This window comes from Okeania sp. SIO2C9, from assembly GCF_010672455.1.
Lineage (GTDB): Bacteria > Cyanobacteriota > Cyanobacteriia > Cyanobacteriales > Microcoleaceae > Okeania.
In genome coordinates this window covers 71,851-89,464 of the sequence record NZ_JAAHGO010000001.1, presented here as the reverse complement: position 1 = coordinate 89,464, position 17,614 = coordinate 71,851, and the positions used below count along the sequence as shown (strand labels likewise).

Annotated in this window: 16 protein-coding genes; 8 read left to right on the top strand and 8 right to left on the bottom strand. The window is 36.8% G+C overall.

The window, feature by feature from the left end; all coding sequences use genetic code 11:
* Positions 1-391 precede the first annotated feature (391 nt).
* Positions 392-613, bottom strand: a complete 222-nt coding sequence (locus tag F6K23_RS00370) for a hypothetical protein (RefSeq protein WP_293149437.1) — start codon at positions 611-613, stop codon at positions 392-394.
* Between the two features lie 402 nt (positions 614-1,015).
* On the opposite strand from F6K23_RS00370, the gene F6K23_RS00365 reads away from it, so the two are divergent.
* The 6 genes from F6K23_RS00365 (at position 1,016) to nth (ending at position 6,973) form a co-directional block, all read left to right on the top strand.
* Positions 1,016-1,747, top strand: coding sequence for a hypothetical protein (locus F6K23_RS00365; RefSeq protein WP_293149435.1), 732 nt, complete (start codon positions 1,016-1,018; stop codon positions 1,745-1,747).
* A gap of 1,029 nt (positions 1,748-2,776) precedes the next feature.
* Positions 2,777-3,283, top strand: a complete 507-nt coding sequence (locus tag F6K23_RS00360; RefSeq protein WP_293149433.1) for a hypothetical protein — start codon at positions 2,777-2,779, stop codon at positions 3,281-3,283.
* A 21-nt stretch (positions 3,284-3,304) separates the two neighbouring features.
* On the top strand, positions 3,305-3,823 hold the full coding sequence (locus F6K23_RS00355; RefSeq protein ID WP_293149431.1) for a GAF domain-containing protein: 519 nt from the start codon (positions 3,305-3,307) through the stop codon (positions 3,821-3,823).
* A gap of 197 nt (positions 3,824-4,020) precedes the next feature.
* Positions 4,021-4,296 carry a hypothetical protein gene (locus F6K23_RS00350; RefSeq protein ID WP_293149429.1) on the top strand — a complete coding sequence of 92 codons (276 nt, stop codon included), beginning with the start codon at positions 4,021-4,023 and terminating at the stop codon, positions 4,294-4,296.
* A 466-nt stretch (positions 4,297-4,762) separates the two neighbouring features.
* Positions 4,763-5,860, top strand: a complete 1,098-nt coding sequence (rseP, locus tag F6K23_RS00345; RefSeq protein WP_293149427.1) for an RIP metalloprotease RseP — start codon at positions 4,763-4,765, stop codon at positions 5,858-5,860.
* Positions 5,861-6,304: 444 nt separating this feature from the next.
* On the top strand, positions 6,305-6,973 hold the full coding sequence (gene nth, locus F6K23_RS00340) for an endonuclease III (RefSeq protein ID WP_293149425.1): 669 nt from the start codon (positions 6,305-6,307) through the stop codon (positions 6,971-6,973).
* Positions 6,974-7,134: 161 nt separating this feature from the next.
* Here nth and F6K23_RS00335 read toward each other — a convergent pair whose 3' ends face one another.
* Entirely contained in the window at positions 7,135-7,266 is a 132-nt protein-coding gene (locus F6K23_RS00335; protein ID WP_293149423.1) for a hypothetical protein, read from the bottom strand.
* Positions 7,267-7,356: 90 nt separating this feature from the next.
* Here F6K23_RS00335 and rpsN point away from each other — a divergent pair, with 90 nt between their 5' ends.
* Positions 7,357-7,659, top strand: coding sequence for a 30S ribosomal protein S14 (gene rpsN, locus F6K23_RS00330; RefSeq protein WP_124146600.1), 303 nt, complete (start codon positions 7,357-7,359; stop codon positions 7,657-7,659).
* A 297-nt stretch (positions 7,660-7,956) separates the two neighbouring features.
* Here rpsN and F6K23_RS00325 read toward each other — a convergent pair whose 3' ends face one another.
* Entirely contained in the window at positions 7,957-8,286 is a 330-nt protein-coding gene (locus tag F6K23_RS00325; protein ID WP_293149421.1) for a hypothetical protein, read from the bottom strand.
* A 40-nt stretch (positions 8,287-8,326) separates the two neighbouring features.
* Between F6K23_RS00325 and aat the strand changes: the two genes are divergently transcribed.
* A complete protein-coding gene (gene aat, locus F6K23_RS00320) occupies positions 8,327-8,905 on the top strand; it encodes a leucyl/phenylalanyl-tRNA--protein transferase (RefSeq protein WP_293149419.1) in 579 nt (192 codons plus the stop codon).
* Positions 8,906-9,115: 210 nt separating this feature from the next.
* Here aat and F6K23_RS00315 read toward each other — a convergent pair whose 3' ends face one another.
* The 5 genes from F6K23_RS00315 to F6K23_RS00295 form a co-directional block, all read right to left on the bottom strand.
* Positions 9,116-10,351 (bottom strand): transposase, encoded by a 1,236-nt coding sequence (locus tag F6K23_RS00315; RefSeq protein WP_293149417.1) that lies wholly within the window; start codon positions 10,349-10,351, stop codon positions 9,116-9,118.
* A gap of 510 nt (positions 10,352-10,861) precedes the next feature.
* Entirely contained in the window at positions 10,862-12,841 is a 1,980-nt protein-coding gene (locus F6K23_RS00310; protein ID WP_293149415.1) for a peroxidase family protein, read from the bottom strand.
* A gap of 1,191 nt (positions 12,842-14,032) precedes the next feature.
* Positions 14,033-15,019 carry an alpha/beta fold hydrolase gene (locus F6K23_RS00305; protein WP_293149413.1) on the bottom strand — a complete coding sequence of 329 codons (987 nt, stop codon included), beginning with the start codon at positions 15,017-15,019 and terminating at the stop codon, positions 14,033-14,035.
* A 601-nt stretch (positions 15,020-15,620) separates the two neighbouring features.
* Positions 15,621-16,469 (bottom strand): DUF3598 family protein, encoded by an 849-nt coding sequence (locus tag F6K23_RS00300; protein WP_293149411.1) that lies wholly within the window; start codon positions 16,467-16,469, stop codon positions 15,621-15,623.
* A gap of 493 nt (positions 16,470-16,962) precedes the next feature.
* Positions 16,963-17,355 carry a DoxX family protein gene (locus tag F6K23_RS00295; RefSeq protein ID WP_293149409.1) on the bottom strand — a complete coding sequence of 131 codons (393 nt, stop codon included), beginning with the start codon at positions 17,353-17,355 and terminating at the stop codon, positions 16,963-16,965.
* Positions 17,356-17,614 lie beyond the last annotated feature (259 nt).

Genomic DNA, 17,614 nt, shown 5'->3' with positions numbered 1-17,614 from the left:
AGAGTTACTGATAACTGATAACTGAATAACTGATAACTGAAATTGCCTTTTTCCTATTTTATTACCTACTTTGATAGACTAAAAATCAAGAAAAATTAGCAGTTACTGTGTAAGCATTCAGCGGTCAACCAGCCTCCTATGGTCGGAACTGCGGACTTCAGCTATCAGCTATTGCTTTTAATATAGGATAAAAGCTTTATTAATTGTCTTACTACAAAAGTTGCCTCCCTTGCCCTTAAATTCTATTTTAATTTAAACACTATCCTATATTAGAAAGTATTGTTGCTGTTCACGCAGTTCCGACCTAGGAGGCTAGCTGACAGCTAATAGCTGTTTGCGCAGCATTCCGCAGGAAATGCTTACGTTACTGTCAAATTTAAAGAAAGTAACATTATTTTATGAATATTAGCGATCGCAACAATTTTGCCGACTTTAAATTAGATAAAATCATCTTTTTTTCTGCTTTTTTACTTAAACGATAATCATCTGATTTTTTGACCATAGAAATGTTCGCCTTAGAAGCTTTTTTTGCGGTTTTTTTCAAAGTTTTCAATAAGTCTTTTTCTCTCATAGGTCTTAAATATTGCTTGAATAAATCTTTTTCTAAACTCATTGCTTGACTTGAACTCTACAAAATCTATTTTAGCTTATAGAAGAAGGAAGAGGGAGGAAGGAAGAAGGAAGAAGGAAGAAAGAAGAAAGGAAGGAGGAAAAAAGGAAAAATCTGGTGTTATCTGAGTTTTATCATTTTCTTTATGGGTTTAATACCCCACCGTCACCCGCGGTGTTCGCGCATTACTTGGGGTTAGAATCCCCATGTAATTTCTCTCCTGTCTCCTGTCTCCTGTCTCCTGTCTCCTGTCTCCTTCTTCAAAGCGGTTTTTACAAAGGTAGACTACAAAGCTTCTGCCATCTGCTTTTTGCCATCTGCCTTCTGTTTTTCCCGATCAATTGTGGTAGACAGTTGTCATAAATTACAATATAATACAAGTAATACAAAAACAAATGGACTTAGATGGCACGACTAAATCAAATTATTGCGATTGAAAAAGGAATTAAAAGTCGGTCAGTGCAGGAACTAGCAGAAGCTCAAAAAGCTTTGCAGAAACCCGCTTTACTTTCCGGTATTTCTCGAACTTATCGCCCCAAGGATGAGGAGGGAGAACAACTCCCACCAGAGTCGAAAAAGCTGGAGGTTAAAGCACAAGAGATTATCCGCAAAACCGCCGAAGTATTAACCAAGTTGTTTGATGTGACGGCAACAAAAGATTGGACAAACTGTACCGCCCGCGCTGATGTTGTGGTGGATGGTCAAACTCTGTTGACTCAAGCTCCGGTTAGTTATCTATTGTTTCTAGAAAAGCAGTTTACGGACTTACGGTCTTTTATTAAAAAATTGCCTGTTTTGGATGCAGCAGATACTTGGACATTTGACCAATCTTCTGATTGTTGGGCAACGGAACCAGTCCAAACTTTGCGAACTTTCAAAACTCCTCGTAACCACGTTAAGGCCGAAGCAACGGAACATCACCCCGCACAAGTGGAGGTATATTATGAAGATGTTACTATTGGCTATTGGCGGACGGTAAAATTTTCTGGTGCTTTGCCTGCACGTCGGGTTAATGAAATGTTGGAAAAGTTAGAAAAGCTTTCCCAAGCTGTTAAGTTTGCTCGTGAAGAAGCTAATAATTCTGAGACAGAAGAACAAAGAGTTGGAGAGCGTATTTTTCAATATTTATTTAGTTAATTAAGTTGTCAAATTTTATAGTTTGAGTTATTATTAAATTGGAGTATAAATTAAATCTCAAACTTTAATTTAAACCGTAGAAATATTATAGTGTCAGTTCGATTCTGACCTTCGCTTTATTAGCGAAGTAGCCCAAATAGGTAGAGGCAATATTTTTTACATTTTCAAGATGAAGCTATTACTCCAAGCTTAATATTCATCACTGTCGCGAGAACGAGTTTCGAGGAAAAATATCATTGAAATGCTGGCTCGCATCCAGCTCCTGGCTCCAATATTATACACAAATTTATACGCCGGGATAGTTTAACTGGTAAAACCCAATGATTGAAGATTAAAACCGAGAATTAAATGCGATCGCATGTGCAATTGAGTGATAAAATGAGGCCCTAAGTAAGGACAGAACTTAGGGCTTCACCTTTTGGTACTAGAAGAAAGAAGGAAGAGGGAAGAAGGAAGAGGGAAGAAGGAAGAGGAAAGAAGGTTTAAAGCTGGAAAAAACTTAAATTTTCTGTAGATATTTACTGAATCATGAATAATGAATAATGAATAATTAAGAGTTGATAGTTAATAATTATTTATTCAACAATTCACGCCTTGAAGCCTCCCCTTTTAAGGAGATAAAGCGATCGTTTGCGGAGCATCCGTAGGATGGGATAGCGAGGAAACCTGCGCCATATCCAATCGACCAAGAGAATCAAAAAAATCCTTTTAGTCAATCCTATCCGTTTTAAGAAGAGGTAATTATTAATTGTTAATTGTTAATTGCTGAACTTTTGGTTTATACAAACTCATCCCAACATAAATAACATCAAAAGTCAAAAATAAAGAAATCCTGTATCTAAAATTTAAGGTATCCAGAAGCTTTATATAATGTAAGCTTAATAGCACGAAACAAAAACTTTCTTATCCTCTTCCTTATTCTTACCTCCTGAATTCCGACTTTTAACTTTTGACTTTTAACTTTTGACTTTTAACTTTTAACTCCTGACTCCTCCATAGTAATCATAATTTAAGATAATAAAAATGAAAATGTGGGAACTATTAAAAACAATTTTTTCTCCAACTCAATATATGCCTCACGGTAATTGCTATTTATGGCAAACTTCATTAGTATGGCTCCACCTTCTGAGCGATCTACTAATAGCGATCGCCTATTTTTCTATACCAACAATGTTGCTGTATTTTCTCTGTAAACGAAAAAAAGAAGTTCCATTTTTAGGAGTATTCATTTTATTTGGAGCATTCATTATTTTATGTGGGTTTGGTCATTTAGTAGAAATCTGGACATTGTGGTATCCTGCTTACTGGTTTTCCGGGGTAGAACAAGCATTAACTGCTTTAGTTTCTTGTTATACAGCTTTACAAATGGCTACACTTTTGCCTCAATTTCTGGCTTTAAAAACGCCGGAACAACTAGAAGCAGTTAATCGAGAATTACAACATCAAATATTAGAGCGTCAACAAACAGAACAGATATTACAAAATATTGTTGTGGCAACTTCTTCTGTTACAGGAGAAGAATTTTTTCCAGCTTGAGTAGAAAATTTAGCAAAAGCTTTGAATGTTACTTATGTAATTGTTAGTGAAAAAATTAACGACTCTTTCGAGTTAAAAACATTAGCTATTTGGGGAAAGGGAAAAATCAGAGATAATATCAAATATAATTTCCTAAATTTACCCTGTGGAACAGTTATTAATGAAGAGAAATTATGTTGTTATCCCCAAAAAATTCAGGAAATTTTTCCTGACAAAACTATTTTGCAAAATATGAAAGCTGAATCTTATCTAGGAATGCCATTGTTAGATGAACATCATCAAGTAATTGGGGTATTGTGTGTGGTTAATAATAAAATTTTAGCTAACCCAGAAAATACCATAGCAATGATGAAAGTTTTTGCGACTAGAGCAACTTCTGAACTACTTCGCCAAAGAGCAGAAATAGCCCGTCGTCATACTTATGATGAGTTAGAAAGTAGAGTTAAAGAAGCTACAGAAGAATTGCGTTTACGTACTGCTGAGTTAGTAAAAGCAAATACTGTTTTAGAAAGAGAAATTCAAGAAAAAATTGTAGCGTAGTCGGGAATATGAACTAGAGAATATAGTCTAAAAAAACAACAGAATGGATTGTTGAAAATAGCTAAAAGTAAAAATTTATATGGAGGAAACTTGCAGGCTGCTTTGCAGGAAATCACAGAAATAGGAAGTCATATTCTTGATGTTGAAAAGACGAGTGTTTAGAAGAACTGACCAAATTATATGATGTGTCTTTATTAATGAGTAATTCTACATTTATATCATTAGAAAATCCAGGAAAATATTCTATTAGATTAATTGATAGAGTTAAGGTAAAGGGAAAAGCAGAAATGGTGACAGTATTTGAAGTTTTTGATGCAGATCCACCTGAATATTATGATGGTAAGACAATTACAAAACATATATATAAAGAAGCAATCATATTTTATTATCAAATAAAATTCAGTCAAGCTTCCCAACTATTTCAAGATTGTTTGAGTCAAAACCCTAGCGATCTATATTTACCGAATAATTAATAATTAAATAATTCGCGCCTTGAAGCCTCCCCTTTTAATGGAAAAAAGTGCTCTTAGCGTAGCTTCCCGAAGGGTGGGATGGCTCCGAAACCTGCGCCATATCCAATCGACCAAGAGAAAAGAAATAGTATTTCCTTATATTCAATTCCGTAACGGTTAAAACCCGAGGTAATTATCAATTATCCATTAATGAAAGCACTTTTGAGGAACCGTGAGGTACAGTTTAATATTAATCTCTATTCCCTAAACTCCTAAAACTTTGTACCTCATCAACTCCAAAACTACTGTAAGTACATAAATAGACATCTCCAATAATCAAAAATAAAATCAATTATGGCACTCCTATTCATCAATTCTTTCCCCCTACTCCCTACTCCCTCTTTTCTGGAGATGCCTAATAGATCCCATCAAGGTTCTATAATAAAGGTTTAACTTTATATAATTGGAAACTTAACAGGAATAACTAATGTCCGTATTGTTAGCGATCGCAGTTTTAGGCGCACTCATTGTAGTTCACGAGTTAGGCCATTTTCTGGCAGCTCGACTCCAAAAAATCCACGTTAATCGTTTTTCCATTGGCTTATTTGGCCCCATATTATGGAAATATCAAGGGCCAGAAACAGAATATGCTATCCGCAGCTTTCTATTTGGCGGTTTTGTGGGTTTTCCCGATAATGACCCCGACAGTACAATTCCCAAAGATGACCCAGACCTATTACGCAACCGCCCTATCCTCGACCGAGCGATCGTTCTCAGTGCGGGAGTAATTGCCAATCTAATATTTGCTTATTTTCTATTAGTTACTCAAGTGAGTATTATTGGCATACCAGATTTTAACTATGCTCCCGGAGTAAAAGTTCCAGCAGTTGCTACAGAGGTTAGCTCCGCAGCTGCTAAAGTAGGTATCAAAGCAAATGATATTATTTTATCCGTTGGCGACCAGCAATTAGGCCCGGACAAAGAAGCTATTACTACCCTAGTAGAAACAATTCAAAATAGTCCGAATAAACCTTTGGAGATGGAACTTGAGCGTGACGGACAACAACTATTTGTTGAAGTCACACCAGACCTAGGAGATGATGGCAAAGGTCGTATTGGAGTACAACTAATTTCCAATGGAGACATAGTGCGACATCGCCCTGACAACATTTTTGCAGCTTTTAGCGTCGGTGCTAACGAATTTCAAAGGATTGTAGTTTTAACACTTCAAGGTTTTGGGCAACTCATTAGTAACTTTAGTCAGACAGCAGGACAACTGGCCGGACCTGTGGCCATTGTAGACATGGGGGCCAAAATTGCTAAAGATAATGTCGGGGAATTATTTCAATTTGCAGCATTGATTAGCATTAACTTAGCAGTAATTAATATTTTACCTTTACCCGCTTTAGACGGCGGTCAGTTAGCATTTTTACTCATAGAAGGAGTAAGAGGTAAACCCTTACCTATGAATATTCAGGAAAATGTAATGCAGACAGGTTTAGTGCTATTGTTAGGTTTAGGAATTTTCTTAGTTATTAGAGATACTGCTAATCTGGAGGGAGTGCGATCGTTACTCCAAAGGTAAAAGATAGTATCATGTCCGGTTGAATATTTTAGGAGGAGTCAGGAGTCAGGAGCCAGGAGTCAGGAGTCAGGAGAAAACAAGAAGTAAAAGAAGAAGAAAGTTTTTGTTCATCGCGTAAGCGGAACGGAGTTCTATGGCACTATTCAACGGACATAGTATAAGTTGAACGATAGGTTGTTTTTCCTTTAGGACTTACGCATTAGAACGTATTTCTGTCATTGCGACCCACAGGGAAGCAATCTCAAATGCTACTTTCCTCGTGGGTCAGTCCTGTCCTTTTTTTTCTTTCGAAAATTAAGTTCTTGAGTAAAATAAGTTAAAGATATAGATGGAAAAAGTGGTTGATTTTACTTTCCTTCCTTACTCTTGCCTCTTCCTTCTTCCTTATGGTATAAATTATTCTTTCCTTCCTGCCTCTTCCTTCTTCCATCTTCCTTCCCAATAATGGTGACAACTCGTAAATTTTCAGCGAAGCGAAAGCGATCGCTCGAAATACTCCTTCGTCTCAAACGTCTTTATCCAGATGCCACCTGTACCCTGAGTTATCAAACCCCAGTACAGTTACTTGTGGCAACTATCCTTTCTGCTCAATGTACAGATGAACGAGTCAATAAAGTTACACCTGCCCTATTTGAAAAATTCCCTGATGCTGTAGCACTAGCAAATGCAGATATTGAAGAATTAGAAAACCTAGTGCGCTCCACAGGATTTTATCGTAATAAAGCCAAAAATATTAAAGCTGCTTGCCAAATGATTGTTGAGAAGTTCGACTATCAAGTGCCAAAGCAGATGGAACAAATGTTACAACTACCAGGAGTAGCAAGGAAAACAGCTAATGTAGTTTTAGCTCATGCCTACGGAATTATTGTAGGGGTAACAGTAGATACTCATGTTAAACGGTTAAGTCAAAGATTGGGTTTAACAGAACATTCCGATCCAATTAAAATAGAGCGAGATTTAATGCGGTTACTACCTCAACCTGATTGGGAAAATTGGTCAATCCGATTAATTTATCATGGCCGGGCAGTTTGTAAGGCCAAAAATCCAGCCTGCGATAAATGTTTATTGGCTGAGTTATGTCCTTCGACCGCAGAATTGCAGAAACCTACTTAATAGGGAGCGGGGGGAGCGGGGGAGCGGGGGAATAAGGAATAGTAAAATTTCTAGCAATACTAAACTTTTAAGAACCAGGACTTACGCAAATTAACTTTTAAAGCACCATCTGTAGGAGCGAATGGTATTGGCGTTCCGCCAAGCTCCGAATGGCGCCCTTGCTATATGTAGAGTCTCTGCGTAAGTGCTGAGGATTTAATATCAAATCCGTTTAATTCAGTATAAAAAAATGTTCCATCCCCCAATCTCCCAATCTCCCAATCTCCCAATCTCCCCATCCCCCATCTCCCCATACCTAAAAAAATCTATGGTATTATTAGAGATTGGGTAAATACCTTAAAATTAAAAATACCGATTATTTGGAGCAACTAAAGAAACTAATCATGGCAAAAAAGAGCATGATCGAGCGTGAGAAAAAACGCAAAAAATTAGTAGAAAAATATGCTGCTAAACGTGCAGAGCTTAAACTGCAATTTGAAGAAGCAGAAGATTTAGAAGATAAAATAGAAATCCATCGTCAAATCCAGAGATTACCTCGTAATAGTGCCCCTTCTCGCGTGCGAAACCGTTGTTGGTTAACTGGACGCCCAAGAGGTTATTATCGGGATTTTGGACTATCTCGTAACGTTATCCGAGAAATGGCTCACGAAGGTCTTCTACCAGGAGTTGTTAAGTCTAGTTGGTAGTTTATAGCTATCTACACTGAGCTTTCAGGTTAGCTGAAAGTCTTATATCTCTTACTTAGGGGTGGGTTAAACAAATCAGTTTGTCCACCTGTAATATTATGTCCAGTTGCATACTTATTATTCAGATAATTAGGATAGTAGGGGAGTAGGGAAAATAGAAAGATTTGCTGTTGAAGCAAGAGGACAAGTTTTTTCCACATCGTTATTATCAAGACATGATATAAAAGATGGGAAAACAAGCGCCCATTATGCCAAACCCCCCCCTAAAAAAGTAAGAACTGGGAATATTAAAATCTTTTATTGTCCACAACAGCGCTCTATTCCCAGACTATCTAATAGTAAGTCACTAACAGCATTGGCGATCGCGAACTCTCCATAAAAACTCTGAGAAAAATCAAAGGCTTGCATTTCTGTCACAATAGCAATTACCAATGAGCCTAAATCATTTTCTCCTTCCATACGGTGGCGAATAAATATTTGGGCTGCTCTTTGAGCAATGTCCTCATTAACTTTTTCCGGGATAAACTCTTGATTGAGCCATTTGTGTAAGGAAGCTCGCAACCATTCCCCTTCCTGTTCGGGGTTTTCTGCTATGGGTAAAGTAATTGGTTTTATTGGTTCAGGCATAATCTTAAATTTTCTATTATAAATTGTTAATGGTAATTCCATGATAGAATATGACATTAACTCCATCATACAAGGATATGCTCAGGGCTATTTCCTCATGGCGAATGATGGAGAAAATAGTTTAGAGTGGTATGGTAGTCGGAAACGAGCTTTGATTCCTTTGGATGAAAGATTTCGCTATCCACGGTCACTACGTCGTATAATTAATCAAAATCGTTTTACTGTTGGTGTTAATCAGGATTTTGAGGCTGTAGTTGAAGGTTGTGCAGATCGAGAAACAACTTGGATATCTGGGGAACTCAAGCAGATTTACAAAGCTTTGAATCAAGCGGGGTATGCTTATAGTTTTGAGACTTGGCAAGGAGATGAGCTTGCTGGTGGGATTTTAGGAATTGTGATTGGTGGGGGTTTTATTGGGGAGTCAATGTTTTACAATATTCCTGAAGGGTCGAAGGTGGCGATGGTAAAGTTGGTGGAGCGACTCAGGGAGCGACAGTTTGTTTTTTTTGATGCTCAGATGAATAACCCCCACTTGGAAAGATTTGGAGCTTATAGTATCAGCGATAAAAAATATAAAGCACTTTTGAAATTAGCGTTAAGTCGTCGATGTAGTCTATAGTAATTAGCACTCAGTTATTAGATAACGCCCCGTTCCATTTGCGGTGGATTTGCCACAGAATCCAGGGTGTTTCAACCCCTGGAGATGTCAATAAGTCTTCAACTCACTATCAACCTATGACTGTCATTGCGAGGGGGGCTGAGAAAGTAATTATTTTGGTTGACCAAGAAATAAGGTCTTAACCGCTCAACTAAACTTACTCAAACTTACTCAAAAGCCTGAAATCTTAGTCATTCGTAGTGGATCAAGCACTACAGGGTTAAACGGCAAACCCTTTATTCCCTGGTCAAAGACATCAGGAATTACTTTTTTAATTATATTCAATGACCCATTTACATCAGCATTTAATAATTTATTTTCCCGAGTTTTATACAACCCTCGTGTTACTCTTTTTCCACTAAATTTCGGTTTGTTTTCTCCATATTTTGGTAAATCATCCCCGTCTAAACAGCTTGATTGAGATGTATAAGATTCTTCTGTAATTATTACTTTTATTCCTCTTAGTTGGGCTTTATATCTTAACATCTCTATTAACTTATAATGAGGGATATTCACAAATTGTTGATTGTTCTTTTTACCTAATTTTATCTCTTGTTTCCAACTCTGATTATGCCCAATAATCAATACTCCTATTTTATGGTTGACACACCAATCTATTACTCTTTTACTTGCTGTATGGAGATAGTTTTCTACTCGACAATTTCGTTTGTGAGTTAATTTTTTTAACCGATGAGAATTGCTTTTATTCTGATTAGTTTTTAATTGAGATTGTAAAAAAGAGCGCTGTTTATTATAAAAGGTGTTAATAGCTTTTAATGGTCTGCCTTTAATCAAAAGAGGTGAAGTTCCTGTTTGATTTGTAGTTACAGCTATTAAATTATTTACTCCTAAATCTACTCCTGCTACTTGTTTATTTTCTGTTGTTTCCTCCGATTTTTCATAGACTATTTCTATTATATAACAGCTACTTTTCGGGATAATCCTTGCCTCTATTATTTCTGTCTGTGAAGTGGGTATTTTTATTTCACTAATGGATAAGTGACAAATCCCCTTTTTTAAGGCTTTTTTGTAAATTGATTCATTAGGATAGGGCAGAATATTTCGGCCTTTTGTTTTATGTTTATATTTGGGAATTTTTGGTTTACCTAAAAATTTATTTGGCTGTTTTTGCCATGCTTTTAAGGCTGCAAAATAACTACTCCAAGCTGAGTCTAATCTTCTGATTATTTGCTTACTTACTTTGGTAGGTAAAGCTTGATAATCGTCACTTTTAGATACCTGGTGATACAGTTCATTAAAATTTAATTTCTTTTTGTTTTCAAAGAAATATTGGCGATAATGGTAATTTGCTAAATTGAACAAATTTTTTGACAAAAAAGCCTTGTGGTCACAAGCTGACCATAAATAATGTGATTTGGTAATAACATGACGTTCAACTAGCTTCATACCTTAATTGTAGCTGATAACGACTCAATGGATAGACAACTGAACAAACTTACTCATTTTAGTTTTATAGCTATAGTTATGAGTAAGTTTGACGAGTTTTAGGCAAGTTTTCGCTTTCTGTATTTACCCTCCCCTTTTAAGGGGATAAAAAGCGGTCGTTTTGCTGGCGCATAATGTTTGCGCAGCATGACCTAGGAAAAAGCGGAGCTTCCTGTAGTAGCGCGTCAAGCTGAAAATGATGTATTAAATTTTTTAGTATAATTCTTGCTATGACTAAGGTTTGGAGAATTTTCCTAAAACACTATTTCAAGCTTGACGCGCCAGTAGGGTGGGATGGCGCAGGAAACCTGCGCCATATCCAATCGACTAAGAGAAAAGAGAATATTTCTGATGTCAAGCCTCTTGCTTCATTCAGCTAGAGGTACTGATCGGGGTTTATTGGGGCTTGATTTTTGTTTAAGTCCCGTTAGTCAGCTTTAAATCAGACCAAAGCAAGATTGTATCCAGGATTTAAACAACTATGGGGTTATTGACTGTAAAGGCACTGGCCACAATTTTTACATCAGAGTTATCTTCGATAATATCGGCGAGACTAACCTTATCAATATTCTTATCGATAATGCCTTCAAGTTCCTGGAAATACGGATCATTTTCAAAATAAAAGCGATCGCCATCCCGTAAATTAGTGAATTGCTGGATGATGATGGCACTGATTGTCTCACCAACCACTCCACCATTAACATCCTGTTCGGCTAATCCACCAATCCAGAGATCCACATCATCAATAGAATCATACACCGATGCAAACTTAGCAGCAAGCTCGCTGTTTCCTCCTGTTAATTCATCAAAGTCTGTATAAGAGGATAAACCGATAGCATTACGAACTGTATTAATATCAGCTACACCATTCTCCCGTCCCCGTTGAATATTGAGAGAGGCTAAGTCAAAACCACCAGCCCCAGGAGGACCAAACAAGAAGTTACGAACATCATCAATCAGGAAATTATCAACTGCTTGAGCTTGTTGGGATTCTAACCCTTTCAATAAAGAATCAACTCCATCCTCCATAATTTTGCTAGGTTGAAAGAAAGCATCTCGTAGAGCAACGGCTTCATAGCTTCCATCCTCTTCCACTTGTAAGAGTTGAGGAGAAAGCATGGTATGACCAAAGCGGAAAACACCAGTGGAGAATTCAGTGAAAATACCCGGTTCAACGGTTTCATCATAACCCGTATACTCAGCAAGAGCATCCTTTCCTAAGAGCAAGGGTAAAAATTCGTTATAGGTAATGGTCTGAATTTTTGCCCCAACTAAACGACGAGCTGATTCATAGATAAAGTCACCACGACTTAACCCAGACTCTTCAAACAGTTCATTCAGTTTGTCTGCTTTTCTTCCGTTCCCATCGTCTAAAACATCAGCAGTTTTTTGTGCCAAGCGGTTATGTTCTCTTACAAACAGGGTGTGAACAGAAGTTAAGCCTAATTGTTCATTAACACGGATATCCCCGGCAATAAAGTTACCCGCACCATCAGTAGGCAGTAAAATCTCCCCATCAGGACCGATGCTGGTGGCTAGTTTTCCAGTGCCATCATTAGCTCGCAAAGAAAGGGCTGTTGCTTCATCGGAACCATAAACCATAGAAGCATCAAGAAAGGTCGTAATTTCGTTAACCTGTTCACGGGGGTTTGTGGTGCCAGTGGCAGGATCGAAAATAGAACGGGTTAAGGGGATGATTTGAGTTCCTGTTCCAGAAGGATCAAAATCTGGATCGCCTGTAGGAACTGGAATAGGAAATGAGTCCCCTGAAGAATCGGCTTCCGTTAAATCGATGTCATGATCGATAAATTGTCCCCACTGCCAAAACCAGTCAGAAAGTTTAAAGTCGTTGACAATAGATTCTTCTCCTTGATCGGCGATCGCATTACTGACTGCCCGCGGACTAGGAAGTTCAAGGGGCGTAGTTAGTCCACCACCTCTTGGTTCAGATAATCCATCTTCGTAAGCTTCAGGACCTAAGCGTAATAATTGAGTGTATCGAGTGCCTTTTTCTGTTGCACTACCAAATTCAGGGTTTTGAAGATTATTATTTAAACCATTAATGGTGCGAAAGGTATTTTCGCCAATAACATCATCCCAGAGCAAATCATAGGTATTCCCTGAAAAAGTACCATCCCCTGAAGTGACTTGGATATAATAAGTCCCTGCTTTGTCAACAGTAAAATCAATTATTTCATTATCATCTAGAGAATCTGAAGAGGCAATTTCATTTCTTTTTGAATCAAAGAGAAATAAATCAAGATTCCCTTCATTATGGTTAAAGGTTAACTCGACAAAGATATCTAAAGAGCCTTTTGTGGCTTTAATTTTATAAAAGTCATCATCTAAAGCTATTCCCAGCCCATCAATGTCGCTCAGAAGAGTCTGTTCATTCTTTTTCAAATTAAAAGCTTTTTGAATACGATTATTTTTTTCGTAATTATCGTCCATTTTTGCACCCTATAATAATGTTTGGCATCGCTAAAATTATAGTCAATGATAGCCCACATTCTATAGAATTTGCGTAGCATTCCATAGGAAAGCAATCTCTAATATGAAATCCGGTTATACAGTTGTCGCATTCTATACTTCCATTCAATGCAGACATAAAATGCCGGAATATCCCCAGATAATATCAAATCCGGTTGAATACTTATTAGAGTTGTTGGGAGTAGGGGAGTGGGGGAGTGGGGGAGTGGGGTAGTAGGGGAGTGGGGGAGTAGGGGAGTGGGGGAGTAGGGGAGTGAGGGAGATTAAATATTGAAGTAATTATAGAAGTATAAACAGATATTATATCAGCAGATTCTATGTGCAATTAACCGGATTTGATATAATTCCCACTCTCATCCTTCCTTTCTCCTGACTCCTGACTCCTGAATCCTGACTCCTCAATTATACCAATTTGATCAACGTTTGTTACAAATAGTAGAGACGTTGCATGCAACGTCCGTACGGAAGAAGGAATAAGCAAGAAGGAATAAGGAATAAATATTGAAAAAAAAGGGAAAACGATAGATATAACCATCTAAAATGAGCTGGAGAAGTTATTTTTAAGCATATCTGATCGAGATGCACTTTTTATAGCATTCTTTTTTCAAACTGGTATTATATGATAACTAATTATCCGGGTTCTATAGTACCCATTTGAGTTCTATATAATTATGGTAGTCAAGTCTTTTCGCGCATCAATGAGTGAGGAAAAATCATATGAAGGAGTGTTGAATTTTTTGTATGATCACGAACCCACATTTTCCCTCCTGTCTCCTGTCTCCTAGCTAAAAAAACTTGATATTTATGAAGATACGCTTAGGGGTTCTATATAACCAATTTTCTATTGCATCATTTTAGTTGAAACAATCTACGAGAATAGCGATCGCACTTTAGGTTAGGTTAAGTGGTAGCGCAACCCAACAGACACAAGCTTCTTGTTGGGTTTATCCTGCGGAGCAGCTTTCCTTTCGTGCGGAATGCTGCTGCGAAATAGAATGCTGCGCAAACGCTAACACTTCCTTCTACCCCACCTACAAAACTACGACAGCGACAGTTTGTTTTTTTTGATGCTCAGATGAATAACCCCACTGGGAAAGATTTGGAGCTTATACTATTAGCGATCAAAAGTATAAAGCACTTTTGAAATTGACGTTAAGTCGTCGATGTAGTTTGATTTAGTTTGTCTAGTAAAATTTTGACACCATCTACAATTAGACTGGGTTCGTCTATCCATACAAAATGGCTACTTTTATTAGCTTGAATTTGAACACACTTTGTTGATAGATTACACAAATTTTTGTGCATTTGCTCTCGTAATTTGTTGGCTGATTTCAGAGGAATTAAAAAAGTCCACCAAGAAGGCTGAAAAAAAGAATTAGCTTTGATACTAACTACTGGCATCGAAGCAAACTGATTAGCAATAATCACCTGATTTCCGCTATGATTGAGATTGAGCATTTCTCGACTCATTGTAATCCAGTGTTTAGAACGACAAAAAGAATGTTTTACATGATTTCTCGATTCTTGAGAAAATTGTCGTAATTCAGGTTTGATTAATTCAAATATTCGACATTTTCTTAATAGCTGAATAATTCCTAATATTGAACCTAAAATAGACATAACAAAGCCGGAAATAAATAATAGTTTCAAAGCTTGTAATTGGATAGGCATCTTCAGCATTTCTGTTTCATAGAGTCCATCTGTAAGTACCATGCCAATAACTTTTTCTGGGAAGCGATGAGCATATAATCTGACATTGTAACTACCAAAAGAATTTCCTACTAAAATGTATGGTGGCTGAATTTTTGCTTGGGTAAGTAAGGTATCTAATTCTGTGACAATTTGACTGCTAGTTCGAGGATGGGGGCTATGTTCGCTCCATCCATATCCAGCTCTGTCGTAAATACATACTCGCCCTAACTTTGCCAGTTTTTCTACTAAGAAATATCCTTCTATTCCACCTAAACTGTGGTCGAGAATAATTGTTGGACTAGCTTCTCCTACAACATACAAATGTAGATGATAACCACCAACATCAAATAGTTTTCCCGGAGGTGGTTTTTGATTTTCCAAATGACAGGCGATCGCTTGATAAATTGTTGTAGCAACTAGCAGAATAATTTTGAGAGATAATGACATTTTTCCTCCTTCTGTTAATAGCTTTCTTTGGTTTAATTCCTCACTGTCTACATGATGCCTACAATTAGTTGAAGTTTATAGATGCGGAGGTGCAACTTTTCAGTATCCCTATTCACTTTTTTCTTCTTCCTTCTTCTTTCTTCCTTCTTCCTTCTTCCTTCTTCAAGAAAATATATTCTAAAATTATCTTTTTCTTTTGAGTTTAATACCCCACCTTCTACACGATATTTACAATTATTTGGGGTGATAAGACACGAAGGTAAGCATTTCCTCCGGAATGCTGCGCAAACAGCTATTAGCAGTCAGCTTTTCCTGCGGAATGCTGCGCAAACAGCAGCAAGACCCTCTTCTTAAAGACAGTGTTTAAATTAATATAGAATTTAAGGGAAAGGGAGGCAACTTTTCTAGTAAGATAATTAATAAAGTTTTTATTGTAAACTAACACGAATAGCTGATAGCTGATGGCTGACGGCTGAATGCTTACACACGAAGTGCCAGTTCGTTAACTGTCTCCATCCACTTTTTCCTTCTTCCTTCTCTCCTAGATAACTAAATTTCTTCTTCCTTCTTCAAGGTTATTTAGGTCTAGCCAAAAGTAATTTTAATTAATTTTATGTTCAGTGACTAAAGTTAAACTTACCCATTCTCCTGTGTCATTATAAGTACGAATAAGTCGTTGACGAAGGTCAGGTTTAATTAACCAACCAGCTTCAAAAAATACAGGTTTTCTCAACTCAACTTTAATCGGCAAAGTAGCAGAAGCACCATCAGGAAGAAGTAAGACTTTTACAGGTTGAGAACCTTCGTCGAAGTGTAAAATAGAGTCTTCAATTCTCGCAGTAGAAGTAATTATTTTCTGATTAGTATTGCCAAAAGTAATTTGCTGAAATAAGCGACCTGTATTTTCAATCTTTAACTCCATTTGAGTTGGATAAACATCCGGTTTCCGTAAATCAGGATAAATAGTAATAGCTTCTCCCTGCCACTTTCCTAATAAAGCATCTACTGTGAGAATCGGATTTTCTAAAGCATTTGTACCTGCTCGTTTTTCTCGAATTAAAGTTAATGTTTGGAAATTTCCATCCTGGTTAAATAATTCTACTAAACGGAGACGACGATTTTGATTAATAAAACTCAACTCAGCGCCATTAACTGAAATTGGTGATATTTGAATTGAACCTTGAGAAAAGGCACCATCTTCAAAAAACATAGTATCTTTGCCAAAGGTTTGATATTCTCTGACTAATTCATTAACTTTTGGCTGAGAATTATCCCCTGAAGAAGTAAAGCGACGAAGAGTGAGACGGACTGTTTTATTCTGCTCATCCAAACTTTCTAAAATCAGAATACTAGGTGTATCTTTAACTATCTCTCCTTGAGCAGAAATTTGAGTAAATGAGCCATGCCATTCACCGAGATTTTGTAAAAAATTTTCCCATTGTGTTTTCATATTTTCTAACAAATTTATTGATGTTTTTTATAGCAGAAGAAAGAAGAAAGAAGGAAGAAGGAAGAAGGAAGAAGGAAGAAGGAAGAAGGGAAAATTTTGCTTTGTCTGAATTTTAAGTTTTTGATATAGTAATTCCCAAAAAGCGTGAGGTATAAAAAAGGTGCATGAGGTGTAAAACCAATCATTCATCTAGAAATAATAAGCGTACCGTCACAGATCCTACTTAATCTTTGATTTACCGAAGAATTAATAATTAAATAATTAAATAATTAAATAATTAAATAATTCACGCCTTGAAGCCTCCCCTTTCAAGGGGAAAAAAGCGGTCGTTTTGCTACGCAACATGTAAAGCGTAGCTTCCCGAAGGGTGGGATGGCTGCGAAACCTGCGTCATATCCAATCGACCAAGAGAAGAAATTTTTTCGGCGTTGGTCAATCCTCTCCCTTTTAGGGAGAGGTAATTATCCATTATCCATTAATGAAAAATAGCCTCTTATTCATAATTAATATTTTTTTCATCAAAACTAATTGAACCTGGACCAAAAGAATAAATCATTAACAATCCTCCGATTAATCCAAGATTTTTCATAAAAGCAATTTCCTGGGAAGCATCTGCAAAAATATTGTGGAAAATCAGAGTACTTGGAATTAAAAATCCTATTAATAAAAGTGCGCCATAACGGGCTTTATAACCAACTAAAACAGATAATCCACCTATTAATAAAACAGCAATTGTCGGAATTAATAGCCAACCAGGAATTCCTGCGGATGCCATATATTGTTGAGCACTTGCTGGATCGAAAATTTTACCAATACTTGATTTGATAAAAACTGCAGAGAGGAATATTCTGCCGAAGAGTGAAGTCCACTGTTGTAGATTATTCATGTTGCTTTAGCTAGTATAGTTTTTCGTATACTATTTTATTTGATATTTCCAACATTGATATTGATTTTTTGTAAAAATTTATACAATATATCAGAAATAGGAAATTGTAAACATCGAAGCAATATTAGAAATGATTTATATCATGTCTCTTTGAATACCCACAATACAAAATTTAGGGAATAGGGAATAGGGAATAGGGAATAGGGAACAGGGAGAGATTTATCAGAGAAAACATTTTTATTATGGCTCATTAATGAGA

Bases quoted from the DNA above. Each gene is read 5' to 3' on its own strand.
- F6K23_RS00350 (WP_293149429.1), top strand. From the start codon at position 4,021: ATGAGTAATTCTACATTTATATCATTAGAAAATCCAGGAAAATATTCT.
- F6K23_RS00300 (WP_293149411.1), bottom strand. From the start codon at position 16,469: ATGAAAACACAATGGGAAAATTTTTTACAAAATCTCGGTGAATGGCAT.
- nth (WP_293149425.1), top strand. From the start codon at position 6,305: ATGGTGACAACTCGTAAATTTTCAGCGAAGCGAAAGCGATCGCTCGAA.
- F6K23_RS00325 (WP_293149421.1), bottom strand. From the start codon at position 8,286: ATGCCTGAACCAATAAAACCAATTACTTTACCCATAGCAGAAAACCCC.
- rseP (WP_293149427.1), top strand. From the start codon at position 4,763: ATGTCCGTATTGTTAGCGATCGCAGTTTTAGGCGCACTCATTGTAGTT.
- F6K23_RS00310 (WP_293149415.1), bottom strand. From the start codon at position 12,841: ATGGACGATAATTACGAAAAAAATAATCGTATTCAAAAAGCTTTTAAT.
- F6K23_RS00305 (WP_293149413.1), bottom strand. From the start codon at position 15,019: ATGTCATTATCTCTCAAAATTATTCTGCTAGTTGCTACAACAATTTAT.
- F6K23_RS00360 (WP_293149433.1), top strand. From the start codon at position 2,777: ATGTGGGAACTATTAAAAACAATTTTTTCTCCAACTCAATATATGCCT.
- F6K23_RS00315 (WP_293149417.1), bottom strand. From the start codon at position 10,351: ATGAAGCTAGTTGAACGTCATGTTATTACCAAATCACATTATTTATGG.
- F6K23_RS00295 (WP_293149409.1), bottom strand. From the start codon at position 17,355: ATGAATAATCTACAACAGTGGACTTCACTCTTCGGCAGAATATTCCTC.
- aat (WP_293149419.1), top strand. From the start codon at position 8,327: ATGATAGAATATGACATTAACTCCATCATACAAGGATATGCTCAGGGC.
- rpsN (WP_124146600.1), top strand. From the start codon at position 7,357: ATGGCAAAAAAGAGCATGATCGAGCGTGAGAAAAAACGCAAAAAATTA.
- F6K23_RS00335 (WP_293149423.1), bottom strand. From the start codon at position 7,266: ATGGGGAGATGGGGGATGGGGAGATTGGGAGATTGGGAGATTGGGAGA.
- F6K23_RS00365 (WP_293149435.1), top strand. From the start codon at position 1,016: ATGGCACGACTAAATCAAATTATTGCGATTGAAAAAGGAATTAAAAGT.
- F6K23_RS00370 (WP_293149437.1), bottom strand. From the start codon at position 613: ATGAGTTTAGAAAAAGATTTATTCAAGCAATATTTAAGACCTATGAGA.